Below are 25,035 nucleotides of genomic sequence, written 5' to 3' on the forward strand. Positions count from 1 at the left end.
CCCGGCGTGCGGGCGGTGGGTGTTTTCTCCCCAGGGGTCCACAGAGCCATTGCCGTCACATCCCCCGTTCTACACCGATAGCCCATTACACCCAATTTCGGACACGCCGCTCCTATAATTCCTGCTCCTGGCTGTCCCGGCACTCGAACCGACTCTCCGGACGTATCGCCCGAGATCCGGCGATTGAGTACCGCTACAGCTTACGGCGCGGACCCGCTCCGGCGTGCGCCGGGGGGCGGACCGATGTCGATCCGAAAGCAGCAACGCACAAACCGTGGGTTCCTGTCCCCGGTGTCTCGCAAAATCCCGGGAAAATCATCGGCCTCATTCGCCCCGTGGTCCGCGCGCCGCGGATGCGCCGGGCGCGCGCCCACTCACTTGGCGTATCCGTACGGGGACCCGCCGGCGTCCCGGACGAAGGGATCCGCGCCGGGTGGACGGCCGCCGTCGCGGCCGTGGCCGAGCGCGGTCGAACACCACGCGGGGACGGGAGAGTTCGGCGGACCGCCCGGGACGTGCGCCGGCCCGCGCCTCCGGTCGGGGGCGCGGGCCGGCCTGCGGGGTCACTTCGCGGTGAACTCCTCGTACGCCTTCAGCACGACGTCCGTGGGGCCGTCCATGCGCAGCTCGCCCTTCTCCAGCCACAGCACGCGGTCGCAGGTGTCGCGGATCGACTTGTTGTTGTGGCTGACCAGGAAGACCGTGCCGGCCTCCTTGCGCAGCTCGCGGATCCGCGCCTCGGAGCGCTTCTGGAACGAGCGGTCACCGGTGGCGAGCGCCTCGTCGATCATCAGGACGTCGTGGCTCTTGGCCGCGGCGATCGAGAAGCGCAGCCGGGCCGCCATGCCGGAGGAGTAGGTGCGCATCGGAAGGGAGATGAAGTCGCCCTTCTCGTTGATGCCGGAGAACTCGACGATCGAGTCGTAGCGCTGCCGCACCTCGTCCTGCGACATCCCCATCGCGAGGCCGCCGAGGATGACGTTGCGCTCGCCGGTCAGGTCGTTCATCAGGGCGGCGTTCACGCCGAGCAGCGAGGGCTGGCCCTCGGTGTACACCTTGCCGCTCTCCGCGGGCAGCAGGCCGGCGATGGCGCGCAGCATGGTGGACTTGCCCGAGCCGTTGGAGCCGATCAGCCCGATCGCCTCGCCCCGGTAGGCGGTGAAGCTGACGCCGCGCACGGCGTGCACCTTGCGGACGTTCGGGTCTCCCTTGCGGGTGACCAGACGGGACAGGGCGCCGACGGCACTGGCCTTGCTGCTGCCGGCGCCGTGCACCCGGTACACGATGTGCAGGTCGTCCACGATCACGGTGGGGACGCGCTCGCCGCCCTCGGCGGTCTCGTTGTGCTCAGCCACGGCCGTACCTCTCCTCGGCCTTCCAGAAGTAGACGAAGCCCCCGATTCCCATGACCACGGCCCAGCCCAGCGCCAGCGCCCACACGTGCGGCGGCAGCTGCGCGGAGGTGAAGCTGTCGATCAGCGCGAAGCGCATGAGGTCGATGTAGACGGCCGCCGGGTTGACGTCCAGGGCGATCTTGACCGCGGTCGGCGCGCCCGCCGCGAAGTGGCTGATGCTGTACATGACACCGGAGGCGTACATCCAGGTCCGCAGGATGAACGGCATCAACTGCGCGAGGTCGGTCATCTTGCTGCCGAGCCGCGCCATCACCAGCGCCAGGCCCGCGTTGAAGACGCACTGCAGGACGAGCGCGGGCACGACGAGGACCCACGACGGCCCGGGCACCTCGCCGGTCATCAGCACGATCGCCAGCAGCACGAACATCGACATCAGCAGCTGCTGCAGCTGTACCAGGGTGAAGGCGATCGGCAGGCTCGCCCGCGGGAAGTGCAGCGCGCGGATCAGCCCGAGGTTGCCCGAGACGGCGCGCACCCCCGCCAGCACCGAGGACTGGGTGAAGGTGAAGATGAAGACGCCGGTGACCAGGAAGGCGATGAAGTTGTCGACACCGCGGTCGGTGCCCAGCAGCAGGCCGAAGATGAAGTAGTAGACGGCCGCGTTGAGCAGCGGCGTCAGCACCTGCCACAGCTGGCCCAGCCGGGCCTGGGTGTACTGGGCCGACACGCGGGCCCGGGCGAACGCCGAGATGAAGTGACGGCGGCTCCACAGCTGCCGTACGTACTCGGCGAGACCCGGCCGGGCGCCGCTGACGGACAGGCCGTACTTGGCCGCCAGCTGGGACGGCGTGAGGCCGCCGCCCGCCGGGGGCACCGGGCCCACGGCGACCACACCGCCGTGCGTTGTCTCGCTCACAGTTGACACTTTCGTCCTCTTGGCGCGCCACGGGCCGGGCCCGTCGCGCGGGGTCACTCATTTCCGAGCTTGTCAGATGATGGGGGGCCGGCCCAGTCGGGCGAGGCGCCACACGGTCCGCCACCGCATGGGCCGGCGCGGGCCGCTCGGGGTCGTCCAGCCCTCCTTGAAACCGCCGAACCACGCTCTCAGCGCGGGGCCCGAGGGTCTGCGCAGCAGTGTCAGCAGCATCCACACGCCGAGGTAGACGGGGACCAGGGCCCACGGCAGGTTGCGGCGGGCCAGCCACACGCGGTTGCGGGCCACCATCCGGTGGTAGACCGCGTGCCGGCTCGGAGCGGTCAGCGGGTGGAACAGCACCATGTCCGCGCGGTAGTCGATCATCCAGCCCGCGTCAAGGGCCCGCCAGGCGAGGTCGGTCTCCTCGTGGGCGTAGAAGAACTCGTCGGGCAGGCCGCCGACCTCCTGGAAGACCTCCGTGCGCACCGCGTTGGCGCCGCCGAGGAAGGTGGTGACGCGCGAGGAGCGCAGGGGGTCGGAGGCCCGCAGCCGGGGGACGTGGCGGCGCTGGGTGGTCCCGGACTCCGGGTCGGCGATCCGGAAGCTGACGATGCCGAGCCTCGGGTCCGCGGCGAAGGCCTCACGGACCAGCTCCGCGGTGTCCTCGTTCGGCAGCAGTCCGTCGTCGTCCAGGAAGAGCAGGACGTCCACCTCGCCGCCACCGGGGCCGAAGGCCTCGATGCCGACGTTGCGGCCGCCGGGGATGCCCAGGTTCTCGGGCAGCTCGACGGCCCGCACCCCGGCGGGCAGCTCGGGCAGCGGTGAACCGTTGCCGACCACGGCGACCTCGATCGCCGGGCCGCGCTGCTTGGCGACCGAGTCCAGCAGGTCGCGCAGTTCCTCGGGGCGGTTGCCCATGGTGATGATCACCGCGCCGAGGCGGATCGTTCCGGCGGACGTCCCCACGGCGCTCACCTCAGCCTGCTCGACGCGAGGATCGACACCAGGTGCAGCAGCGTCTGCAGCACGGCGATGGCGGCCAGGAGGCAGACGGCGATGCGGGTGAAGAGCAGGTCGCCGTGGACGAAGTCCGCGACACCGGCGGCCAGGATCAGCAGCGAGGCCTCGACACCGCCCACCAGCCGGTGGAACTTCAGCGCGGCCGCGGCCTTGCGGGCCAGCGCCAGTCCGGAGGACCGGGGCACGGAGGCCTCGTCCTGGACGGCGGACAGACCGCTGCGGGAGCGGGCCACGTCCACCAGGTCCGTCTCGGCCTTGATCAGGATCGCGCCGAGCGCGGCCAGCGTCCCGAGGAACGCCCAGCCCCACTGGGTGGTGGCGCCGTCGCGGTGGAAGAGGTCGGCCGCGCGCAGCCCGAAGCCGACCAGCAGCGCCGCCTCGGACAGGTAGTGCCCCACCCGGTCGAGGTAGACGCCGGTGATCGAGGTCTGCTTGCGCCAGCGCGCGACCTCGCCGTCGACGCAGTCCAGCAGCAGGTACAGCTGGATCAGCAGCGCGCCGGCGACGGCGCCGGGCAGGCCGGGCACGAGCAGCGCCGCGCCGGCCGCGATGCCCGCGACGATCATGAGGTACGTGAGCTGGTTGGGGGTCACCCGGCTGTTGACGAGGTGCCGGGTCCAGCGCAGCGAGATCTCCCGCATGTAGATGCGCCCGGCCCAGTGCTCACCGCTGCGCCGGTCCTTCAGCCCCGAGGGGTGAACGACCGGCCGCAGCTCAGCTACCGATGGTTTTGGCATAGTCGGCGTATGCGTCCCTGATCTGGTCGGTGGAGAGCTCCAGGTGCTCCAGGATCGTGTAACGCCCGGGGCGGGTCTGCGGAGCGTATTCGACGGCCGTGACGAACTCGGCCTCGGTGAAACCGATTTCACCCGGCGTGGTGGGCAGCCCGTGGCGGTGCAGCACCTCCGCGAAGAGGCCGGCCTCGTCCTTGGCGCCGCGCAGGAACATCGCGAAGGCGGCACCGATGCCGACCTGCTCGCCGTGGGCGGCGGCCCGCTTGGGGTACAGCAGGTCGATCGCGTGGCTGATCTCGTGGCACGCCCCGGAGGCGGGACGGCTGTCGCCGCTGATCGACATCGCGATGCCGGTGAGCACCAGCGCCTCGGACAGCACGGTCAGGAACTCGTCCTCACCCGTGCCGCCGGGGTGCCGCAGCACCGACTCGCCGGCGGCCCGCGCCATGGCGGCGGCCAGCCCGTCGATCGGCTCACCGGTCTCGCGGTGGGACAGCTCCCAGTCCGCGATCGCCGAGATGTTGGACAGGGCGTCGCCGATGCCGGAGCGCACGTAGCGGACCGGGGCCTCGCGGATCACGTCCAGGTCGATGACGAGCCCGATCGGGGTCGGCACGCCGTAGGAACCGCGGCCGTTGTCGTTGTCCAGGGTGGACACCGGCGAGCAGATGCCGTCGTGCGAGAGGTTGGTCGCCACCGCCACCAGCGGCAGGCCGACGCGTGCGGCGGCGTACTTGGCGGCGTCGATGATCTTGCCGCCGCCGAGCCCGACCACCGCGTCGTAGCGGTTGCCGCGCATGGCGTCGGCGAGCTTCACCGCGCCGTCGATGGAACCGCCTTCGACCGCGTACCAGTCGGCGCCCGGCAGTGCCGGGGCGAGCCGCTCCCGCAGGACGGCCCCCGAACCGCTGCTTATGGCGATGGCCAGCCTGCCGGAACTGGAGATGCGCTGGTCGGCGAGTACGGTCGCCAGGTCGTCCAGGGCCCCGGCACGGATGTCGACGACGACCGGCGAGGGGATGAGCCTCGTCAGTACCGGCACGCGATCTCCCGGGCACGGTTCAGGTCGTCGTGGTTGTCGATCTCGACCCAGGAGACCTCGCCGATGGGGGCGACGTCGACCTGGAAGCCGCGGTTGACCAGCTCCTGGTAGCCGTCCTCGTAGTACAGCTGCGGGTCGCGCTCGTAGGTGGCCTTCAGCGCGTCGGCGAGGTCGGCGGCGGCCTCGCCCTCGATGAGGGTGACGCCGATGTACTCACCGGTGGCGGACGCCGGGTCCATCAACTTGGTGATCCGCTGGACGCCCTTGCCCTCGGCCGTGATGACCTTCATCTCCTCGTCGGCGAGCTGCTTCACCGTGTCGAGGGCGAGGACGATGCGCTGCCCGTTGCCACGGGCGGCGAGCAGCGTCTTCTCGACGGAGACCGGGTGCACGGTGTCGCCGTTGGCGAGGATGACGCCTTCCTTGATGACGTCACGGGCGCACCACAGGGAGTAGGCGTTGTTCCACTCCTCGGCCTTGTCGTTCTCGACGAGGTGGAGCTTCAGGCCGTACTTGGCCTCCAGCTCGGCCTGCCGCTCGTAGACGGCCTCCTTGCGGTAGCCCACGACGATGGCGGCCTCGGTCAGGCCGACCTCGGCGAAGTTGCCCAGCGTGAGGTCCAGCACGGTCGTGGTCCCCTCACCCGCCGGGTCCACGGGCACCAGGGCCTTCGGCAGGGTGTCGGTGTAGGGGCGCAGTCGCCGTCCGGCGCCGGCCGCCAGCACGAGGCCGATCATGCAGGTCCTCCAGTTTCGTCGTGTACAGCGGGTGCTTGTGATGACACCCAGAAGCCGATGCTCTCGGTGAGCACCACCACCGCCAGCGCGACGGCGAGGACCGTCAGCGCGACCGTGAAACCCACGTTGTGAGCGAGGGCCGCGGCCGCCGCCGTGACCAGCAGTGCCCGGCCTTCGTGACCGCCGGTCGCGCGGACCAGGCCCCGCGGGGGCGCACCGGTCCCGCCGCGGATGCGGTAGACCGTGTCGTAGTGATGGTAGGCGACCGCGGCCACCAGCCCGAAAGCCGCGGGCAATGCTCCGTTCACATCGGAGACCGCCGCGAGCACCAGGATGGTTCCGTATTCGGCCGCGCGGAAGACCGGCGGCACGATCCAGTCGAGGGCTCCCTTGAGCGGCCGGGAGACCGCGAGGGCCGACGTCACGGCGTAGCAGCCGGCGGCGACCGGCGGCCACGGGCTGCCGACCGGGGCGAGCAGCGACGTGGCGATCATCACTGCCGCGCCCAGCAGGGCGGCCGCGGGGATGCCGCGGCCCCGGAAGAGACGCGCGAGGCCCTCACCGAGCGGGCCGGTGTCGGCGAGGTCGGCCAGCGCCCGGGCCGCGGCGTCGCCGCAGGGTGCCGCGCCGCGCACCGAGCGCAGCACGCGGCCCGCCGTCGTGTAGCAGGCGGCCAGTCCGGAGGCGACGAGGAGCACGGTGAAGGTGATGCGCGGCGTGGTCGCCGCGGTGAGCACCGCGATCAGCGCCCAGCGTTCGCCGATGGGCAGCACGATCATGCGGCGCAGCCACACCGTCCAGCCGACGCGGTCGAGCTTCCGGGACAGCGCCGCCGCGCCGGTGCCGGTCGCGGCGTCCTGAGCGGACTCGGCGAAGGCGAAGTCCACGAGGTGGCGGCAGGTCTGCAGCAATATGGCGCCGAGCGCCAGCGCCCACACGTCGTCACCGCCGCGGGCCGCGCCGACCGCCAGGCCCGCGTAGTACGCGTACTCCTTGGCGCGGTCAAAGGTCGCGTCCAGCCAGGCGCCGAGCGTGGAGTACTGCAGCGAGTAGCGGGCCAGCTGGCCGTCGGCGCAGTCCAGGACGAAGGACGTCAGCAGCAGCACGCCCGCGGCGACGAAACCCGGCCGGGTGCCGGTGGCCGCGCAGCCGGCCGCGACCAGGGCCACCAGCAGCGAGGCGGTGGTCACCTGGTTCGGGGTGAGCCCGCGGCGGGCGCACCAGCGCGCGATGTGGCGGGAGTAGGGGCTGATGAAGAACGTGGTGAAGAAGCCGTCACGGGACTTGACGGCGCTGCGCAGCCGCACCGCCTCGTCGTCCACGGCGGCGACGGCCGCCTCGGCGCTCACGCGCCCCGCGGCGTCGGCCGGTACGGTCGCGATCAGTACGCCGAGCTCAGGACGGTGCACGCGGACGCCGTCCTTCTCCATGCGCCCGGCGAGCCGGTCGGCGAGGGTCTCCCCCTCGCCCGCGACCTTGTCCCCGGTCTCCGCGAGGGCTCGTGCCAGGGCCGGGCGGGCGGCGGGCCGCACCGAGACGGCGCCCGGCACGGCGGAGGCGTCGAAACGCGGATCGATCAGCCCCAGGCGCAGCGCGTGCAGGTGCCCGACGAAGCACGGGTCGACCACGGCGACGCGGTCGGCCGCCGGGGCGGCGCGCAGGCTCGCCGCGAGCGAGGCGGCGTCCTCCGCGGTGACGACCTCGAAGCCGAGGTTCCGCAGGTCGCCCTCGATCGGCGACATCGCGACCGGCGTACCGGTGAGGATGGCGGTCGACAGAAGGACTCATCTCCCTGGACGTGCGTGTGTACTCGGCGCCTGCCGGGGACGCCGCCGCCATGGGGTGCGACGCGCCGCGGGGCCGTGTCGGCAGAGGCTATCGGATTCCCGGAAGGCTCCGTTCACCGGCCGTTTCCCCTGCGGTGGGCCGCTGGGCGTGATCATCATGGTCGATCGCACGGGCGTCGACAACCGCCCGGTACGCCCCGTGGAACGGGGGTCACGGTGGGTGCCGGGAAGCACCCGCCCGCTCCGGGAGGGGTGCCGGGTGGTCCTCGAACGGCCCGAGGGCTCGCGGTGGGGGACCGGGACGTCGTCGGGTCCCGGTGCCGGTCCGGTGCCCGTCGGCGTTCCTCGACCCGGTTTCTACCGGCGTGCGGAACTCACCCACCGAGGGAGCGCCGTGCCCCGTGGGTCCGGCCCCCGCCGTGGTGACCCCGAGGCGGCAGGTCCACGCCCACCCGCTCCCGCGCCGAACCACTAGGGTGGCGCCATGACTTGGTTGATCACCGGCGGGGCCGGCTTCATCGGATCTCACGTGGTGCGGGCGATGAGCGGCGCGGGCGAGCGCGTGGTCGTGCTCGACGACGGCTCGGCCGGTGTGCCGGCCCGGGTGCCCGCGGACGTCCCCGTGGTGACCGGCTCCGTCCTGGACCGCGCCGTGCTGGACCGCGCGATCGCGGAGCACGGCGTCATGGGCGTCGTGCACCTGGCCGCCAGGAAGCAGGTCGGCGAGTCGGTGGAGCAGCCGCTGCGCTACTACCGGGAGAACCTCGGCGGCCTCGGGACGCTGCTGGAGGCGGTGGCGGACGCGGGGATCGGCCGTTTCGTCTTCTCCTCCTCCGCCGCCGTGTACGGCCTGCCCGACGTGCCGCTGGTGACCGAGTCCACGCCGTGCCTGCCGCTGAGCCCCTACGGCGAGACCAAGCTGGCCGGCGAGTGGCTGGTCCGCGCGGCCGGGCGGGCGCACGGGATCTCCACCGCCTGCCTGCGCTACTTCAACGTCGCGGGGGCGGCCGAGCCCCGGCTGGCCGACACCGGGGTGTTCAACATCGTCCCGATGGTCTTCGACAAGCTGACCCGCGGCGAGGCCCCGCAGATCTTCGGCGACGACTACCCCACCCCCGACGGCACGTGCGTGCGCGACTACATCCACGTCGAGGACCTCGCCGACGCCCATCTCGCGGCCGCCCGCTGGGTCGGCGAGCGCGACGGCGGCACGGACCTGACGGTGAACATCGGACGCGGTGAGGGCGTCTCCGTCCGGGAGCTGATCGACATCGTCCTCGAGGTCACCGGCCGCAAGGACGTCGCGCCGGTGATCATGCCGCGGCGCGCGGGCGACCCGGCGAGCGTGGTCGCCTCGTCCGCGCTGATCCGCCGGGAACTGGGCTGGACGGCGAGCCGCGGCGTCCGCGAGATGGTGGAGTCCGCGTGGGAGGGCTGGTGCCTGAACCACCCGCAGGCGCGCGGCGCCTGACCACGGGCGCTCCCCTCACGGCCGTCACGCTCCCCATCGCCGCAGGTCACCGCGGCTGACAGCACCTGACGGCGGCCACCGTCGGCGAGTTGCCCACGGAAGGTGACCGTTGTTCACTGGGCTCGCCGGTCTCCGCGCGCGGGCACGCCGTCGCGTGGGGGCGGCGGACGGGAGCGTCGGGCGATGGGCGCAGGGCACGCGCACGGCCACGGCCACTCGCACGGGCCGGGTTCCGTACCGACGGGCACGGCGGCCGCCGCGTACCGCGGGCGGCTGCGCATGGCGCTCGGCATCACGCTGCTGATCCTGGTGGCCGAGGTCACGGGCAGCGCGCTCACCGGATCGCTCGCCCTGCTCGCCGACGCCGGGCACATGGCGACCGACGCGGCGGGCCTCGCGATGGCACTGGTGGCCATCCACTTCGCCAACCGCCCGCCGAGCGAACGCCGCACCTTCGGGCTGGCGCGCGCCGAGATCCTGTCGGCGGTGGCCAACGCGGTGCTGCTGTTCGGCGTGGGCGCCTTCATCTTCTACGAGGCGGTCCGCCGGCTCATCACGCCCACCGAGGTGGAGGGCGGGCTCACCGTCGTCTTCGGTGCGATCGGCCTGGTGGCGAACTCGGTGTCGCTGCTGCTGCTGATGCGCGGGCAGCGCGAGAGCCTGAACGTCCGGGGTGCCTTCCTGGAGGTCATGGCGGACGCGCTGGGCTCGCTGGCCGTCGTCGTGGCGGCGCTGGTGATCCTGGCCACCGGCTGGCAGCAGGCGGACCCGGTCGCCTCGATCCTGATCGGGCTGATGATCGTCCCGCGGACGTGGAAGCTGCTGCGCGAGGCCATCGACGTCCTGCTGGAGGCCGCGCCCAAGGACGTGGACATGGCCGACGTACGGGCGCACATCCTGGCGCTGCCCGGAGTGGCCGGGCTGCACGACCTGCACGTGTGGACGATCACCTCGGGGATGCCGGTGCTCTCCGCGCACGTCGTGGTGAGCCGGGACGTCCTGGACGCGGTCGGTCACGAGAAGATGCTGCACGACCTGCAGGGCTGCCTCGGCACCCACTTCGACGTGGAGCACTGCACCTTCCAGCTGGAGCCGGTCGGACACGCCGAGCACGAGGCGCGGTTGTGCCACTGACGGCACGCCGCGCCGTGCGACGCAGTGTCACGAAGCCTGAGCGCGCTGCAACCGCCTCGCGTGTCCCCGCGTGAGGCAAACTGAGGTCTTGTCGTCGAAGCAAAGGATGGCCATGCCCACGAGCCCCGCCGCCGACCGGCCCCGCACACCCGCCGCGGACCCCTCCTCCAACGGTGCCCCGGCGCCGATCCTCCTCGAGCTGGTCGACGAGACCGGTGTGACGATCGGCACTGCGGAGAAGCTGTCGGCCCACCTGCCGCCGGGGCGGCTCCACCGTGCGTTCTCGGTCTTCCTCTTCGACGGCGAGGGAAGGCTGCTGCTGCAGCGCCGGGCGGCGGGGAAGTACCACTCCCCCGGCGTGTGGTCGAACACCTGCTGCGGTCACCCCTATCCGGGCGAACCGCCCTTCGTCGCCGCCGCGCGCCGCACGGGTGAGGAGCTCGGTGTGGCGCCCGCGCTGATGCGGGAGGCCGGCACGGTCCGCTACAACCACCCGGACCCGGCGTCGGGGCTGGTCGAGCAGGAGTACAACCACCTCTTCGTCGGCCTGGTGACCGCGCCCCTGGATCCGGATCCGGAGGAGATCGGCGAGACCGCGTTCGTGTCGCCAGCCGAGCTCGCCGCGCTCCGCGCCGCCGGGCCGTTCTCTGCCTGGTTCCCGACCGTGCTCGATGCCGCGCTGCCGGCGGTGCGCGAGCTGACGGGCGACGCGGGCTGGTAGCCCGGGCCGCTGCGGCCGGCCCCGGTCCGTGCGGTCAGCGCACCAGGCCGGGCGGCAGCGGGAGCGCGGCCCAGATGACCTTGCCGCCGGTCGTCGTCTGCTGGACGTCGCACATCCCGCCCGCCTCGGCGGTGACCGTCTTGACCAGCAGCAGGCCGCGCCCGCCGGTGTCGGCGTCGTCGACCTGCAGGGCCTTGGGCCGGTACGGGTGGTTGTCCTCGACGGCCACCCGTACCCAGTCCACGCCGACGGCGAACTCCACGGCGATCTCGGGCGACAGCAGTGCGGCGTGCCGCACCGCGTTGGTGACCAGCTCGGAGACGATCAGCAGCAGGCCGTGCAGCAGTTCCTCGCTGACCGGCACGCCCTGGCGGACGACCAGGTCCCGTACCGCGTGCCGGGCCTGCGGCACCGAGGAGTCCAGCGCGGGGGCGGTGAAGCGCCACACGCCCTCGTACGGGCGCGGGACATCCGGCGCCATCGGGGGCACCGGATCGGGGGGCGGAACGCTCCCGCGTACGTCCATGGCGGTCTTCACCCTCGCATTCGCGCGATGCACCCCGCGGCCCCCGCGGGCCGCTGACGGCGGCGGCGAGGTCCGCCTCACGGATCGAGTGTCGGCAGCCGACGGGTCCACCCCGAGCCGCTGACCGTAAATCCGCACCTTTCGACCACCTCCGACTCAAGGCGATCGGACGTGTCGGGCCCGTGAGCCCTTACTGATCCGGTGCTTCCGGTTCACTGACGCGTCAGCGGGGCGTCCCGGGCATCGGCGACCATTCCGACGATCCGGCGGCCCCCGAGGCCGGCGCCGAGCAGCCCCAGTCCGTCGAAGAGCAGCGCCAGGGAGAAGAAGGCGCCGATGACGTAGAGGCTGCTCTCCGGCCAGTTCGCCAGGACCAGGATCGCCAGCAGGATGCCGATCGCGCCCTGGATGAGTGTCCACACCATGTGCGGCCCGCGCACCACCATGCCCCCGAAGAGGCGGAAGATCCCGCCGGTCAGGAAGAGCAGGGCCGCGAACATGGTGAGGGCGGCCGCCGTCTGCTCGGGGTTGCGGATCACGACGACCCCGGCGGCGATGTAGAGGGCCGCCACGACCAGGGCGAGCCAGAAGAAGTTGGTGTCGCGGTTCTGCACCGCCTGGACCAGGCCGACGACGCCGCCGACCAGCAGCAGCCAGCCGAAGAGCAGCATCGAGGTGATGGTCGCGAAGCCCACGTAGAACAGCCCGACCAGGCCGCCCACGACGAGGACCGCCCCGAGGGCGGCGACCCAGCCGAAGCTGCGCTTGATCCCGGCCTCCGGGGGCTCCGGATGCTTCTTGCGTCCCTTGAACGGGGCCATGGCCGTCGCCTCCTCGCGCGCGTCGGGAGCCAGTCGGGAGCTACTGCTCATATACCCGATTTGCCGTGGCACGGACCGGGATAGGATCCCCGTCCGGCGGCCTCCGCGATCTCCGGCCGCCGGGACGACGACGAGATGAGGGATGCGGGCATGTCCGAGCCGTCCGGGCCCGGCCTGAGGGTGGACACGGCGGGCGCCACCGCCACCGTGACGATCAGCAATCCGGCCAAGCGCAACGCGATGACCGTGGCGATGTGGCGGGAGCTGCCCGGCCTGCTCGACGGCCTCGCCGCGGACCCGGCCGTGCGCGTCCTGGTGCTCACCGGGGCCGGCGGCACCTTCTGCGCCGGCGCGGACATCTCCGACCTGCGCGATCCGGCGAGCGGTTCCGGCACGGCGCAGACCGCGGCCGTGGAGGCGGAGGAGGCTCTCGCGGCGTTCCCCAAGCCGACCCTGGCCGTGATCCGCGGCTTCTGCGTGGGCGGCGGCTGCCAGCTCGCGGCCGCCTGCGACCTGCGGTTCGCCGCGGAGGGCTCGCGCTTCGGGGTCACCCCGGCGCGGCTGGGCATCGTCTACCCCGCGTCCTCCACGCGGCGGCTGACGGGGCTCGTCGGGCCGTCGACGGCGAAGCACCTGCTGTTCTCCGCGGAGCTGATCGGCCACGAGCGGGCGCTGCGGACCGGGCTGGTGGACGAGGTGCTGGCTGAGGACGAGCTGGACAAGCGGGTCGAGGAGTTCGCCGGGGTGCTGGCCTCGCGGTCGCTGCTGACGCAGGCGGCGGCCAAGGAGCTCACCGCGCCCGGACCCGACCCCGCGCGGGTCGGGCACTGGGCCCGTCAGGCGGAGGGCAGCGACGACACGGCGGAGGGCGTGGCCGCCTTCCTGGAGGGCCGCGAGCCCCGCTTCACATGGACGGTGGGACGGTAGTCAGGGCCGCCAGGTGCGGCGGCAGCGGCACGCCGTCGCGCAGCGCCGGGTCGGGGACGGGGGTGCCCCACGCGGTGGTGAGCGGCAGGACGCCCGCCCACACGGGCAGCGCGGCGTCCGGCCCGTCGCCGTCCTCGGGCGGGCCGGTGCGGAGCTTCACCGAGGCCTCGTCGGTGGCCAGCGCCAGCAGCGTCGTCGCGGCGAGCTCCCGGCGGTCCGGCCGGCGGGCGTGGTCCCACTGCCCCGGGGCGCACTGCTCGGTGAGCACCCGCAGGCCGTGCAGCTTCTCCTCGGGCTCGGCGACGGTGCGGAGCGTACCGAGGACCATCGCGCTGCGGTAGTTGACGCCGTGCTCGAAGACGGACCGGGCCAGGACCAGGCCGTCCACGTGCGTCACCGTGACGCAGACCGGCGCGCCCGGGGCCGGGCGCAGGCTGCGGCTCGCCACGGAGCCGTGCAGGTAGAGGGTGCCGGCGGCGGCGTCGTACCCGTAGGCGGTGGGCACCGCCAGCGGCGTGCCGTCGACGACGACGGCGAGGTGGCACACGAACCCCGCGCCCAGCACGGCGTCCAGGTCGTCGCGGGAGACACTGCCCTGCTCCCGCAGGCGGCGGTGACGGGTGCGCCCGGTGACGGGAAGCGTGCGGTCGGCGGCTGGCACGGGCGGCCTCCGAAGGGTTCGCGGCTACAGGGCGCCGAGACTAGTCATATGAGCAGCTCCGCGCCACACTTTCCACGGAATCCGTGGCGATGGCCGTTCGGGCGACGGAATCGGTGTTTCGGTGCTCCCGGTCTCGGCGGCATGCCGACCGGTCGGTAACCTGCTGCGCATGACCGCCACCGTCCCCGCCCCCGCGCTGGAACCGCGCGCGGGCCGGCACTGCCACAACGCCCTCAACCCCCTGCACTCGGTCGTGTACTTCTCGTCCGAGTACGACGACGAACTCGCGGCGCTCGGCCTGGAGCGGGGCGCCATGGCCTACTTCGCCGGGCGGGCCGCCCCGCTGGGCGCGGTCGCGGCGGGGACGGTCACCGCCACGTTCTACAACTTCAACCACGCGATCATCGCCCCGGTCATCCCGCGCGCCTGGGACATCGCGACCCCGGACGCGATCGTCGGGACCCGGCTGCGGGTGGCCGACGCCGTACTGACGCGGCTGCTGGGACCGGAGGTCATCGCCTCCGCCGACCTCGCCGACGCCGCGCACCTGGCGCTGCGCGCCGCCGAGGCCTGCACGCGCGGGGCCAGACCCCTCTACGCCGCCAACGCGGACCTGCCGGTGCCGGACCGGCCCCACCTCGCGCTCTGGCACGCCGCCACCCTGCTGCGCGAGCACCGCGGCGACGGTCACCTCGCGGCCCTCGCCGCCGCGGGCCTCGACGGGCTGGAGGCCCTCGTGACCCACACCGCCACCGGCAAGAGCTTCACCCCGCGCTTCGTGCAGCGCAGCCGCGGCTGGTCCGCGCAGGACTGGGCCGCGGCCCAGGACCGGCTCCGGGAGCGCGGCCTCCTCGACGCGGCGGGCGACCTCACGGACCGCGGCGTCGAACTGCGCCGCGAGATCGAGGGCGTGACCGACCGCCTCGACCGCGCGCCCTACGAGCACCTCGGCGCCGCCGCCGTCGACCGCCTCACCTCCCTCGCCGGCGCCCTGACCCACCGCGTCCTGAGCAACGGCGGCTTCCCGCTGCAGCACTTCGGCAAGGACTGAGGGGACGTCCCCCGCGCCCCGCTTGCGGTGCGGTTCCCACAACCCCCACCTCGTCCGGCCGTCCGTCGCCGTCAGGGGGTGGGGGCCGGGGCGGGCGAGGCGTGGGTGGGGGTGGGGGGTTCGCTGCGGGTGACCTCGCGGCCGGAGCGGCCCGCCGCGCGCTTCTCGCCGCGGGCGGCGCCGATGCCGGCGACCACGACCAGGGCCGTACCCGCCGCCTGGAGGGCGGTCGGGACCTGGGAGACCAGCACCATCGCGGCGAGGAGGCTGACCGCGGGTTCCATGCCCGCGAGGGTGCCGTAGGCGGTCTTGCCGATCCGCTGCAGGGCCTTCATCTCGAGCAGGAAGGGCACCAGCGGCATCAGGACGGCGATGCCCGCCACCGCCGCGAGCACCGACCACGTGGCGCCCGCCACCACGCCCGGGGCGCCGAACGGCGCGGTGAACACCGTGGCGACGCCGAGGGAGACGGCGAGGCCGTGCTGCGCGGAGAAGCGGCTGCCGACGTGCTGGGTGCCGATCACGTACAGCGCCCAGCACGCGCCGGAGGCGACCCCGAACAGGACGCCCGCCAGGTCGGCGCCACTCTGCCACGGGGAGGTGAGGCACAGGACGCCCGCCGCCGCGAGCAGCAGCCAGGCGAGTTCGCGGCGCTGCCGCAGGGAGGCGACGGCGACGGCGAGCGGTCCGAGGAACTCCAGCGCGGTCGCGGTGCCCAGGGGGATGCGGTCGGCGGCCTCCGAGAAGAGCAGCATCATGCCGCCGCTGACCGCGCCGAGCAGGACGACGGCCATCAGGTCCCGGCGCGGGGCGGCGCGCAGCGCGGGCCACAGCGACCGGCCGGTGAAGGCGAGCAGCAGCAGCGCGGCGAAGCCGACGCGCAGCCACGTCGTGCCGGCCGGGCCGATCTCGTCGAAGAGTTCCGTCGTCAGGGCGCTTCCGGTGTGCAGCACCGTCATCGCGGCCAGGATCAGCACGGCGCCAGGTATGCGGCGGGTCGTAAAGGTATGCGGCTCGGACACGGGTCCCATTGGACACGCCGCCCGTTGTTTCTGTCCACGCGTCATTGGCGGACGCATTGTTTACGATCGGTGGATGATCGATGCGTCCGAACAGCTCCCCGACCTCGGCCGGCTGCGCCTGCTGGTCGAGCTGAGCCGCCTGGGCACGATGGCCGCCGTCGCCGAGCGCACCGGCTACGGCACCTCCGCGGTCTCCAAGCACCTCGCCGTCCTGGAGCAGGAGGTCGGCACCCGGCTGCTCACCCCGGTCGGCCGCCGTGTGCGGCTCACCCCGGCGGGCGAGCGCCTGGTCGGGCACGCCGTGGGGATCCTCGCGGCGGTCGAGGAGGCCCGGGCCGAGCTGCGCGGGGCGTCCGGCCCGGCCGGCCGGGTGCGGCTGGCGAGCTTCGTCAGCGCCGTGGAGCCCACGGTCGTGCCCGCGCTCGGCCGGCTCCGCTCGGAGCACCCGCGCGTCGAGGTGCAGCTGTACGAGCACGAGCCGGAGCAGACCCTCGCGCTGCTGCTGTCCGGGGACGTCGATCTCGGCATCGTCTACGACTACAGCCTGGTGCCGCGCCCGGTGCCGGACGGCCTCAGCGCCCGGCAGTTCGCCACCCAGCCGATGGTGCTCCTGCTGCCGTCCGGGCACACCGGCGACCCGGGGCCGGGCGGGCCGGTGCCGCTGTCCGGGCTGAGCCGGCTGTCCGGGGCCGGGTGGATCACCAACTCGCGCGGCAGCGACGACGACGAGCTGGTGCAGCGGGTGTGCGCGATGGCCGGCTTCACCCCGCGGATCGTCCACCGGGTCGACAGCCTGCACCTGGTGAACCTGCTGACCGGGGCGGGGCTCGGTGTGGCGCTGCTCGCCGAGTCGGGGGTGGAGCGGCAGCGCGACGACGTGGTGACCCGTCCGCTGGACCCGCTGGTCGGCACGCGCCGGCACTTCCTGGTGGCACGCGCCGGTCAGTGGTCGTGGCCGCCGATCGCGACGGTCGCCCGGCTGCTCACGGGGTGAGCGCGCCGGGCGACCGCAGTCACATGGTCAGTGGTCACGTGGTCAGTGGACGATCCTGACGGGTTCCTCGCCGGATCCGCCGACGCCGGCCGCGTCCTTCCGGGACGTGCCGTGCGCGCAGGGCATCGCCGGATGCCGGCCCAGCAGCACGACACCCACGGCGATCGCGGCGAGTCCCGCCGCCTCCCAGGCCAGCGCTCCCGGCGTGACGCGCACGCGGTCGCCCAGGAAGCCGACGCCGCAGGCGATCCCGGCGAGCGGCTGGGCGGCGGTCAGCGCGGGCAGCGACATGCGCAGCGGGGCCGTCTCGAAGGCGCTCTGCACGAGCATCAGCCCCGTCAGGCCCATCGCGACGACGGCGTACGGCTGCCAGTGCACGAGGAGCGCGCCGACGCCCTCGTCCTCGGCCACCTGGCCGGAGATCCGGGTCAGGGCGTCCTGGAGGCCGTAGAGCAGGCCCGCGGCGAGCGCCAGCACCGTGGCCTCGGGTGACGGGCGCAGCCGCCGCGCGCAGCCCACCAGGAGCAGCGCCAGGCCGACGACGACGCCGACCACGAGCCAGTGCCGCAGCGCCGCTGCGGGCGGTCCGCCGCCCGAGGGCCGGCCGGCCACGATGAACGCCGTCACCCCGAGCGCCAGCAGCGCCACGCCCGACCAGCCGTGCCACCCGAGTCTCTGGCCGGTGAGGCGGCGCGAGAGCGCCATCGCGAAGAGCAGGTTGGTCGCGGTCAGCGGTTCGACGAGCGAGACCTCGCCCTTGGTGAGCGCGAGGGCGCTGAGCAGCATGCCGCAGATCATCAGGAAGACGCCGAGCAGCCACTGCGGCATGCGCATGAGGTCCAGCAGCAGCCTGAAGGAGAGGAAGTCGGACAGGGGGGCACGCTGGGCGGCCAGCTGCTGGAGTACGAAGCCCAGCCCCAGACAGCAAGCGGCCCCCACCCCGAGCAGGAATACGGCCACCTCGTCAACCTCCCGGTGTCGCCGACTGGCCCGACCTTAGCCCCTCACCCGTCTTGATCGCGACGATTGCCCGCCGGTGACTCCCGGCCTGCGGCCGCGGCGGTCGAGGCGGCCGCTGCGGTCTCAACGGGGGGCCGTGTGGTGCGCCTGCCCCGCACGGGCACGGGCAGGCCCGCCACGATGGCGCGGATGAAGTGCAGCTCGGCGACGACGTCGGCGAGCGTCTCGCACTCGGGGGCCGCGGGGAGCTCCGGAGGGCCCGCGGCGGGGGCCCGGCCGTCCAGGGTGTCGGCGACCGCCGTGAGCGCGGCGGCCACCTGCGCCCCCTCGCGGGCCGACGGACGCGGGGCCCCTTGCTCCATCCGGACGACGCAGGCGGTGGCCGCGTCCACGATCCGCTCGGAGGCGGCGACCACCCGGAACCAGTCGCCGTTCCCGCCGTGCCGTGAGGGCAGCTCGGCGGCGAGGGTCTCGGCGGCGACGCGGGCCTCGCCCAGGGCGCTGTAGGCCGCCCGGCGCAGCACCCTGCGTTCCTCGGGCCGCTCGCCGGCGGGCGCGGTCAGGACGTGGTCGAGGTAGTCCCCGGTGCGCCGCTGTGCGACGGCCAGCAGGTGGCCGACCCGTGCGGTGGGGTCGGCGAGCCGCGGGAGGTGGCCCACGACGACGACGATCGCGCAGGCGATCGCGGTGTCCAGCAGGCGGGACAGGGCGGCCTGGGTGTCGCCGCCGGCCCAGACGAACGCCAGCACCATGATCGTGACGGCGGAGGTCTGCAGCGCGAAGTGGCGGGCCGCGAACGGCAGCAGCGCGCCCGCCACGGAGGCGCAGACCGCGGTCCACCAGATCCCGCCCCCGAGGACCGCGGCCACCGCGGCGAAGACCAGCACGCCGAGCGCCGTACCGAAGCAGCGGTTGACGACCCGGGAGAACAGCGGGCCGATGTCCGGCTTCACCAGGAACGCCGCCGTGAGCGGCAGCCAGTACCAGTGGTCCGCCCGCAGGGCCAGGGCCACGGCCGCGCTGGCGGTGACGCACACCGCGACCTTCAGTCCGTACTCACGGCCCACGGGACCGAGGACGCGGCGGCGCAGCAGCGGCGCCGGGCGGCGGGCGGGGAGCGGCGCGGCCTCCTCGGGCCGGTCCGTGTCCGGGACCGTGCGGGCGAAGACGACGGCGGCGTGCAGCATCATCGCGTCGAAGGCGGCGCGGGCGGGGGTGGCCGGCCCGGGCGCCGGGAGGGGGCCGGGCGGCGTTCCGGTCCGCAGGGCCCCCGCGAGCCGCCGCGGGCCGTCGCCGGTCCCGGGCGGCAGGGGACGGGCCTCCCAGAGCAGGGCCGCGGCGGCGTCGGTCAGCTCGGTGGCCACGCCGAAGCGCTCGGCGAGCAGCAGTTCGTCGCGGCGTACGCGGGTACGCAGCAGCCGCCGGCTGAGCCGGCGCAGCCGGACCGCCTCGTCACCGCGGTCCAGGGCGGCGCTGAGCCTCCGCCGCGCCGCCTCCGCCCCGGGTCCGCCGACGGCGTCGAGAGCGTCGGCGAGGGCGTCGAAGATCCGGGCCAGCGAGGCGCGCTCGCCCTCCAGCGCCCCGCCGGACGGGCGCGGCGGCCGCAGCACGAGCCGCAGCAGGAGCAGGCAGCCCGCCCCGGCGAGGAACCACAGCGCCTTGTGCCAGGGCCCGCCGGGCAACGGCAGGCCCATCCCGATCACCATGGCGGCCAGCCCCTGCATCCCGGCCCGCGAGCAGACCGGGCCGATCACGCTGACCGCGCCCGACACCGCGCCCACCGCGAAGAGCACCGGCAGCCCCCACCACCCGCTCAGGGCGTCCTGCGTCGCGGCACCCACCAGCACGCCGAGCGCGGCGACGAGCGCGGGCAGCCCGATGTGGACGACGCCCGTCCTGCGGGTGCCGGGAAGGTCGTTGAAGCCCGCGAACAGGGCCCCGAGCCCGGCCAGCACCCCGATCTCGACGCGTCCCAGCGCGATCCCCAGCGCGAGCAGGGGCCCGGCCGCCAGCGCCCCGCGCAGCACGGCCGGCCAGGGCACCGGCCCTCGCTGCCAGCGCAGCGGATGGGCCAGCCAGGTCGGCAGGGCGAGCGGTCGGCGGCCGGGGCCACGGGGCAGCACGGGCATCCTCACGGGACGAGAACGATCTCGGCGTCGGGAAAAGACGCAGGCCAGCGGGGTTCCGGGCCTTCGTCTCCCCCACCTCAGCCTATCGGCCGCGGGAGACCCGGCACCGGCCTAGTACCGCGTGACCGCGGTCCCGCCGCGGCCCGGCTCCGTGCCGATCGCGATGTGGGGGTCACGGCCGGGGTCGGCCCAGGCCAGGATGCGGCGCATGGCGCCGGCCGGGACCGAGACGCAACCCGCCGTGGCGGCGCGGCCGTTCACGTGGAGGAAGATCCCGGCGCCGCGTTCGCGGACCGGGTGGCGGTAGTTGAAGCCGATGACGAGGGCGTGCGCGTACTGCCGCCCGAAGTCGGCGAGGTGCTCGGACTCCCCGGGGGCGCAGTCCTCGGGCAGCGGTTCGACCCAGCGGTTGTAGGAGTCCGAGGCGTTGTCCTGGCACCACCAGGAGTCCTCGGTGACCGGCAGGTACCGCGTCGTCGTGCCGGGGGGCGGCGCCTTGGTGCCGAACGCGAACGGGAGGTCGTACAGCCCGGTCGGGGTGGTCGAGGTGTCCTGCACGCGGGTCCCGCCCTCGACGAGGCCGCCGCCGCCGAAGCGGGCGGCCGCGGAGCCCGCGGCGACCCAGCGGCCGTCGCGGCGGTCCCACCAGGTCAGCGTCCCGGTGGTGGACTCCGGGGAGGCGGCGACCGCGGTGATCAGCTGGGTGCCGCCGCCGGTGTCCGCCATGCGGTCCGGCAGCGCGGTCGGCGCCCAGGGGACCGCGGCCGCCGTGCCGGCCACGACGGCCGGCACGGCGATGCGCGTCAGTGCCGCGCGCAGGCTCAAGCGGGGAGCTGCGCCTCGATGGCGGCGACGATCTCGTCGGCCTCGGGCTCGGTGCGGGGGCGGAAGCGGCCGACGACCTGGCCGTCGCCGCCGACGAGGAACTTCTCGAAGTTCCACTGGACGTCGCCCGCCTGGCCCTCGGCGTCGGCGGTCCCGGTCAGCGCGGCGTACAGCGGGTGCCGCTGCTCACCGTTGACGTCGGCCTTCTCGTAGAGCGGGAAGCTCACGCCGTAGGTCGCGGAGCAGAAGGTCGCGATCTCCTCGGCCGTGCCCGGCTCCTGGCCCGCGAACTGGTTGCTGGGGAAGCCCAGCACGGTGAACCCACGGTCGGCATACCGCTTCTGCAGCCGCTCCAGGCCTTCGTACTGCGGGGTCAGACCGCACTTGGAGGCCACGTTGACGATCAGCAGGGCCTTGCCCCGGTGGTCGGCGAGGGAGGCGGGCTCACCGGTGAGGGTGCGCAGCGGGATGTCGTAGATGCTCACGTTCGGATCTCCTCGTTTGGGGCGCGGACGGACCACAGGTCGTCCATTCAACCCCGGTCACGGTGCCGATCTTCCCATGGGAGGTGGCCCGCGGCACGACCGCGGCGTGACGTCAGTGCTCGGTGACGCGCCCGGAGTCGACCCGGATGCGGCGGGTGGTGTGGACGGCCTCCAACATGCGGCGGTCGTGGGTGACCAGCAGCAGGGTGCCGTCGTAGGAGTCGAGGGCGGACTCGAGCTGCTCGATGGCGGGCAGGTCGAGGTGGTTGGTGGGCTCGTCGAGGACGAGGAGGTTGACGCCGCGGCCCTGCAGGAGGGCGAGGGCGGCCCGGGTGCGCTCGCCCGGGGAGAGGGTGGCGGCGGGGCGCAGCACGTGGGCGGCCTTGAGGCCGAACTTGGCCAGCAGGGTGCGGACGTCGGCGGGGGCCGCGTCGGGGACCTCCGCGCAGAAGGCGTCGAGCAGCGACTCGCCGCCGAGGAAGAGCCTGCGTGCCTGGTCGACCTCGCCGACGACCACCCCGGGTCCGAGGTGGGCGGCGCCGGCGTCCAGCCGGACGCGGCCGAGGAGCGCGGCCAGGAGGGTGGACTTGCCCGAGCCGTTGGCGCCGGTGATGGCGACCCGGTCGGCCCAGTCGATCTGCAGGTCGACGGGCCCCAGGGTGAACCCGGAGCCGCGGTGGACCTCGGCGCCGCGCAGCGTGGCGACGACCGCGCCCGCGCGGGGCGCGGCGGCGATCTCCATGCGCAGCTCCCACTCCTTGCGGGGCTCATCGACGACGTCGAGGCGTTCGATCATGCGCTGGGTCTGCCGGGCCTTGGCGGCCTGCTTCTCGGTGGACTCGGAGCGCAGCTTGCGACCGATCTTGTCGTTGTCGCTCGCCTTGCGGCGGGCGTTGCGGACGCCGTGCTCCATCCAGTTGCGCTGCATCCGGGCGCGGGACTCCAGGGCGGCCTTGGTGTCGGCGTACTCCTCGAACTCCTCGCGGGCGTGCCGGCGGGCGGTCTCCCGCTCCTCCAGGTAGGCGGCGTAGCCACCGCCGTAGGTGTTGACCTGCTGCTGGGCGAGGTCGAGTTCGACGACCCTGGTCACGGTGCGGGTGAGGAACTCGCGGTCGTGGCTGACGAGGACGGTGCCCGCCTTCAGGCCCCTGACGAAGGCCTCCAGCCGCTCCAGGCCGTCGAGGTCGAGGTCGTTGGTGGGCTCGTCGAGCAGGAAGACGTCGTAGCGGCTCAGCAGCAGGGACGCCAGGCCGGCGCGGGCGGCCTGGCCGCCGGACAGGGCGGTCATCGGGAGGTCGAGGCCGACGGTCAGGCCGAGCGAGTCGGTGACCTCCTCGGCGCGCTCCTCGAGGTCCGCGCCGCCGAGGGCGAGCCAGCGCTCCAGGCCGTCGTTGTAGGCGTCGTCCGCGCCGGGCGCCCCGTCGACCAGGGCCTGCGTGGCGGCGTCGAGCTCGGCCTGGGCGGCGGCGACCCCGGTGCGCCGGGCCAGGAAGGCCCGTACGGTCTCGTCCGGGCGGCGTTCGGGCTCCTGCGGGAGGTGGCCGACGGTCGCGGTGGGCGGGCTGAGCCGCAGCTGCCCCTGTTCGGGCGCGCTGAGGCCCGCGAGAAGGCGCAGCAGCGTCGACTTCCCGGCACCGTTGGCACCGACCAGGCCGATGACGTCGCCGGGGGCGACGACGAGGTCGAGGCCGGCGAAGAGGACGCGGTCCCCGTGGCCGGCGGCGAGATCCTTGACGACAAGAGTGGCACTCATCAGGCTGCCGATGCTATCGCCCCGCCGGCCCGCGCCCCGCGGCCCGTGCGCGGGCGCCCGGGACGGCCGCCGGCCGTCCCCGATCCAGGGAGGGAACCTGCCGTGCCGAGCAAGAAAGCCCTCGTCCGCCGTCCGGGTCCGCGCCTCGCCGAGGGGCTGGTGACCCACATCGAACGCTCGCCCGTCGACGCCGCGCTCGCCTCGCGGCAATGGGAGGGGTACGTGGCGGCCCTGCACGCGCACGGCTGGGAGACGGTCGAGGTGCCGCCGGCCGACGACTGCCCGGACGGCGTCTTCGTGGAGGACACCATGGTCGTCTTCCGCAACGTCGCGCTGCTCTCCCGGCCCGGTGCCACGTCCCGGCGCCCGGAGACGGCCGGGGCCGAGGAGGCGGTCACCGCGTTGGGGCTGTCGGTCAACCGGGTCCGTGAGCCGGGCACCCTGGAGGGCGGCGACATCCTGAAGGTCGGGGACACCGTGTACGTGGGCCGGGGCGGCCGCACCAACGCCGACGGCGTCCGGCAGCTGCGGGCCGCGTTCGAGCCGCTCGGGGCACGTGTGGTCGCGGTGCCCGTCACCAAGGTGCTCCATCTGAAGTCGGCGGTGACGGCGCTGCCCGACGGCACGGTGATCGGGTATCCGCCGCTGGTTGACGACCCGTCAATCTTCCAGCGCTTCCTTCCGGTACCGGAGGAGCCGGGGGCGCATGTGGTGCTGCTCGGCGGCGGGCGGCTGCTGATGGCGGCGAGCGCGCCGAGGACCGCCGAGGTGCTGGATGATCTCGGATATGCAACTGTATCGGTGGACATCAGCGAGTTCGAGAAACTCGAGGGCTGTGTGACCTGTATGTCCGTCCGCCTGAGGGAGTTGTACGCCTGACGGCGGGTTGCCTTTTCAGTGTACCTAACCTACGGTTTCGTAACTTACGATTCCGTAAGCACTCTCAGCGAGCCGGCAGGAGCCCAGCGTGACCATTGCCCCGCCCCAGAACACCGGAACGGAAGCATGGAGCGACACCAGGCTGCTGTATGCCCTGGAGGAGGTCGTCGAGACCGAGCTCAACCGCCACCTGAAGGCGGCCAAGGAGTGGATGCCCCACGAGTACGTGCCGTGGAGCCAAGGCCGTGACTTCGACGGGGTGATGGGCGGCGAGGCCTGGGCGCCCGAGCAGTCCAAGGTCACCGAGATCGGCCGGATATCGCTGGTGGTCAATCTACTCACGGAGGACAACCTCCCCAGCTACCACCACGAGATCGCCACGATGTTCGGCCGTGACGGCGCCTGGGGCACCTGGGTCCACCGCTGGACCGCGGAGGAGGGCCGGCACGCCATAGTGATGCGGGACTACCTGCTGACCACCCGTGCCGTGGACCCGGTGGAGCTGGAGCGGCTGCGCATGCACCACATGTCGGAGGGCTTCGAGTCCGACAACGCGCACAGCATGCTGCACTCGGTGGCGTACGTGGCGTTCCAGGAACTGGCCACCCGCATCTCGCACCGCAACACGGGCCGCGAGTCGGGCGACCCGCTGTGCGAGCGCATGCTGGCGCGCATCGCGACCGACGAGAACCTGCACATGGTCTTCTACCGCAGCCTGCTGGCGGCAGCACTGCAACTGGCGCCCGACCAGGCGATGCAGGCGATCCGTGACGTGGTCGTCGGCTTCCGGATGCCGGGGCACGGGATGCCCGGCTTCGAACGCTCCGCGGCGCGGATCGCCATCGGCGGCATCTACAACCTCCGCATCCACCACGACGACGTGCTCCAGCCCGTACTGCGGCACCTGAAGGTGCTGGAGACGACGGGGCTCGGCCCCGAGGGCCTGAAGGCACAGGAGGAACTGGGCTTCTTCATGGGCGAGCTGGACAGCCAGGCCCGCAAGTTCGAGGAGCGCCGGGACGCCCTGCTGGCCCGGCGGGCCGCGCGCGCCTGACGAAGCGGTGCGCGGTGGGGCGCCTCCCCGG

At 73.5% G+C, this 25,035-nt stretch carries 24 protein-coding genes; 8 read left to right on the forward strand and 16 right to left on the reverse strand.

All coding sequences use genetic code 11. The features are described from left to right. Nucleotides 1-563: 563 nt before the first annotated feature. From OG937_09335 to OG937_09365, 7 genes are all read right to left on the reverse strand, one after another. Nucleotides 564-1,355 (reverse strand): ABC transporter ATP-binding protein, encoded by a 792-nt coding sequence (locus tag OG937_09335; GenBank protein ID WUD71887.1) that lies wholly within the window; start codon nt 1,353-1,355, stop codon nt 564-566. Beyond that, a complete protein-coding gene (locus OG937_09340) occupies nt 1,348-2,271 on the reverse strand; it encodes an ABC transporter permease (protein WUD71888.1) in 924 nt (307 codons plus the stop codon). The genes OG937_09335 and OG937_09340 overlap by 8 nt, the downstream gene beginning before the upstream one ends. 72 nt (nt 2,272-2,343) lie before the next feature. Then, entirely contained in the window at nt 2,344-3,189 is an 846-nt protein-coding gene (locus OG937_09345) for a glycosyltransferase (protein ID WUD78682.1), read from the reverse strand. Between the two features lie 53 nt (nt 3,190-3,242). Beyond that, a complete protein-coding gene (locus tag OG937_09350; protein WUD71889.1) occupies nt 3,243-4,028 on the reverse strand; it encodes a CDP-alcohol phosphatidyltransferase family protein in 786 nt (261 codons plus the stop codon). Continuing rightward, on the reverse strand, nt 4,006-5,067 hold the full coding sequence (locus tag OG937_09355; protein ID WUD71890.1) for an iron-containing alcohol dehydrogenase family protein: 1,062 nt from the start codon (nt 5,065-5,067) through the stop codon (nt 4,006-4,008). The genes OG937_09350 and OG937_09355 overlap by 23 nt, the downstream gene beginning before the upstream one ends. Further along, the gene (locus OG937_09360; protein WUD71891.1) at nt 5,055-5,804 is read right to left on the reverse strand and encodes a phosphocholine cytidylyltransferase family protein; all 750 of its coding nucleotides are present in this window, start codon (nt 5,802-5,804) and stop codon (nt 5,055-5,057) included. The genes OG937_09355 and OG937_09360 overlap by 13 nt, the downstream gene beginning before the upstream one ends. Next, the gene (locus OG937_09365; GenBank protein WUD78683.1) at nt 5,801-7,582 is read right to left on the reverse strand and encodes a CDP-alcohol phosphatidyltransferase family protein; all 1,782 of its coding nucleotides are present in this window, start codon (nt 7,580-7,582) and stop codon (nt 5,801-5,803) included. Before OG937_09365 ends, OG937_09360 begins: the two co-directional genes overlap by 4 nt. 493 nt (nt 7,583-8,075) lie before the next feature. Between OG937_09365 and galE the strand changes: the two genes are divergently transcribed. From galE to idi, 3 genes are all read left to right on the forward strand, one after another. After that, nucleotides 8,076-9,062: a UDP-glucose 4-epimerase GalE gene (gene galE, locus OG937_09370; protein WUD71892.1), complete on the forward strand. Its 987-nt coding sequence runs from the start codon at nt 8,076-8,078 to the stop codon at nt 9,060-9,062. A 183-nt stretch (nt 9,063-9,245) separates the two neighbouring features. Then, on the forward strand, nt 9,246-10,196 hold the full coding sequence (locus tag OG937_09375) for a cation diffusion facilitator family transporter (protein WUD71893.1): 951 nt from the start codon (nt 9,246-9,248) through the stop codon (nt 10,194-10,196). 112 nt (nt 10,197-10,308) lie between these two features. Continuing rightward, nucleotides 10,309-10,917, forward strand: coding sequence for an isopentenyl-diphosphate Delta-isomerase (idi, locus tag OG937_09380; protein WUD71894.1), 609 nt, complete (start codon nt 10,309-10,311; stop codon nt 10,915-10,917). 34 nt (nt 10,918-10,951) lie between these two features. On the opposite strand, the gene OG937_09385 is transcribed toward idi, so the two are convergent. Both OG937_09385 and OG937_09390 read right to left on the reverse strand, forming a co-directional pair. Next, nucleotides 10,952-11,398, reverse strand: coding sequence for an ATP-binding protein (locus OG937_09385; GenBank protein ID WUD71895.1), 447 nt, complete (start codon nt 11,396-11,398; stop codon nt 10,952-10,954). 257 nt (nt 11,399-11,655) lie between these two features. Beyond that, on the reverse strand, nt 11,656-12,264 hold the full coding sequence (locus OG937_09390; protein WUD78684.1) for a DUF308 domain-containing protein: 609 nt from the start codon (nt 12,262-12,264) through the stop codon (nt 11,656-11,658). A 150-nt stretch (nt 12,265-12,414) separates the two neighbouring features. Between OG937_09390 and OG937_09395 the strand changes: the two genes are divergently transcribed. Next, nucleotides 12,415-13,191: an enoyl-CoA hydratase-related protein gene (locus OG937_09395; protein ID WUD71896.1), complete on the forward strand. Its 777-nt coding sequence runs from the start codon at nt 12,415-12,417 to the stop codon at nt 13,189-13,191. On the opposite strand, the gene OG937_09400 is transcribed toward OG937_09395, so the two are convergent. Further along, nucleotides 13,169-13,852 carry a pyridoxamine 5'-phosphate oxidase family protein gene (locus OG937_09400; GenBank protein ID WUD71897.1) on the reverse strand — a complete coding sequence of 228 codons (684 nt, stop codon included), beginning with the start codon at nt 13,850-13,852 and terminating at the stop codon, nt 13,169-13,171. The two genes, OG937_09395 and OG937_09400, sit on opposite strands and share 23 nt — an antisense overlap. A 169-nt stretch (nt 13,853-14,021) precedes the next feature. On the opposite strand from OG937_09400, the gene OG937_09405 reads away from it, so the two are divergent. Beyond that, nucleotides 14,022-14,903, forward strand: a complete 882-nt coding sequence (locus OG937_09405; GenBank protein ID WUD71898.1) for a hypothetical protein — start codon at nt 14,022-14,024, stop codon at nt 14,901-14,903. Nucleotides 14,904-14,974: 71 nt separating this feature from the next. Here the strand turns inward: OG937_09405 and OG937_09410 are convergent, their stop codons facing one another. Continuing rightward, on the reverse strand, nt 14,975-15,925 hold the full coding sequence (locus OG937_09410) for an EamA family transporter (GenBank protein ID WUD71899.1): 951 nt from the start codon (nt 15,923-15,925) through the stop codon (nt 14,975-14,977). Nucleotides 15,926-15,998: 73 nt separating this feature from the next. On the opposite strand from OG937_09410, the gene OG937_09415 reads away from it, so the two are divergent. Further along, complete coding sequence (locus tag OG937_09415) at nt 15,999-16,919, forward strand: LysR family transcriptional regulator (protein WUD71900.1); 921 nt, start codon at nt 15,999-16,001, stop codon at nt 16,917-16,919. Nucleotides 16,920-16,961: 42 nt separating this feature from the next. On the opposite strand, the gene OG937_09420 is transcribed toward OG937_09415, so the two are convergent. From OG937_09420 to OG937_09440, 5 genes are all read right to left on the reverse strand, one after another. Beyond that, nucleotides 16,962-17,879 carry a DMT family transporter gene (locus tag OG937_09420; GenBank protein ID WUD71901.1) on the reverse strand — a complete coding sequence of 306 codons (918 nt, stop codon included), beginning with the start codon at nt 17,877-17,879 and terminating at the stop codon, nt 16,962-16,964. Nucleotides 17,880-17,923: 44 nt separating this feature from the next. Further along, nucleotides 17,924-20,008, reverse strand: a complete 2,085-nt coding sequence (locus OG937_09425; GenBank protein ID WUD78685.1) for an FUSC family protein — start codon at nt 20,006-20,008, stop codon at nt 17,924-17,926. A gap of 111 nt (nt 20,009-20,119) precedes the next feature. After that, entirely contained in the window at nt 20,120-20,806 is a 687-nt protein-coding gene (locus tag OG937_09430; protein ID WUD78686.1) for a L,D-transpeptidase family protein, read from the reverse strand. 23 nt (nt 20,807-20,829) lie between these two features. Next, nucleotides 20,830-21,318, reverse strand: a complete 489-nt coding sequence (locus tag OG937_09435) for a glutathione peroxidase (protein ID WUD71902.1) — start codon at nt 21,316-21,318, stop codon at nt 20,830-20,832. A gap of 112 nt (nt 21,319-21,430) precedes the next feature. After that, nucleotides 21,431-23,071: an ATP-binding cassette domain-containing protein gene (locus tag OG937_09440; protein WUD71903.1), complete on the reverse strand. Its 1,641-nt coding sequence runs from the start codon at nt 23,069-23,071 to the stop codon at nt 21,431-21,433. Between the two features lie 102 nt (nt 23,072-23,173). Between OG937_09440 and ddaH the strand changes: the two genes are divergently transcribed. Together ddaH and OG937_09450 are read left to right on the forward strand one after the other, a co-directional pair. After that, entirely contained in the window at nt 23,174-23,950 is a 777-nt protein-coding gene (gene ddaH, locus OG937_09445) for a N(G),N(G)-dimethylarginine dimethylaminohydrolase (GenBank protein WUD71904.1), read from the forward strand. Nucleotides 23,951-24,038: 88 nt separating this feature from the next. After that, on the forward strand, nt 24,039-25,004 hold the full coding sequence (locus tag OG937_09450) for an acyl-ACP desaturase (protein ID WUD71905.1): 966 nt from the start codon (nt 24,039-24,041) through the stop codon (nt 25,002-25,004). Nucleotides 25,005-25,035: the final 31 nt, after the last annotated feature.

The sequence above is a fragment of the Streptomyces sp. NBC_00510 genome, from assembly GCA_036013505.1.
Lineage (GTDB): Bacteria > Actinomycetota > Actinomycetes > Streptomycetales > Streptomycetaceae > Actinacidiphila.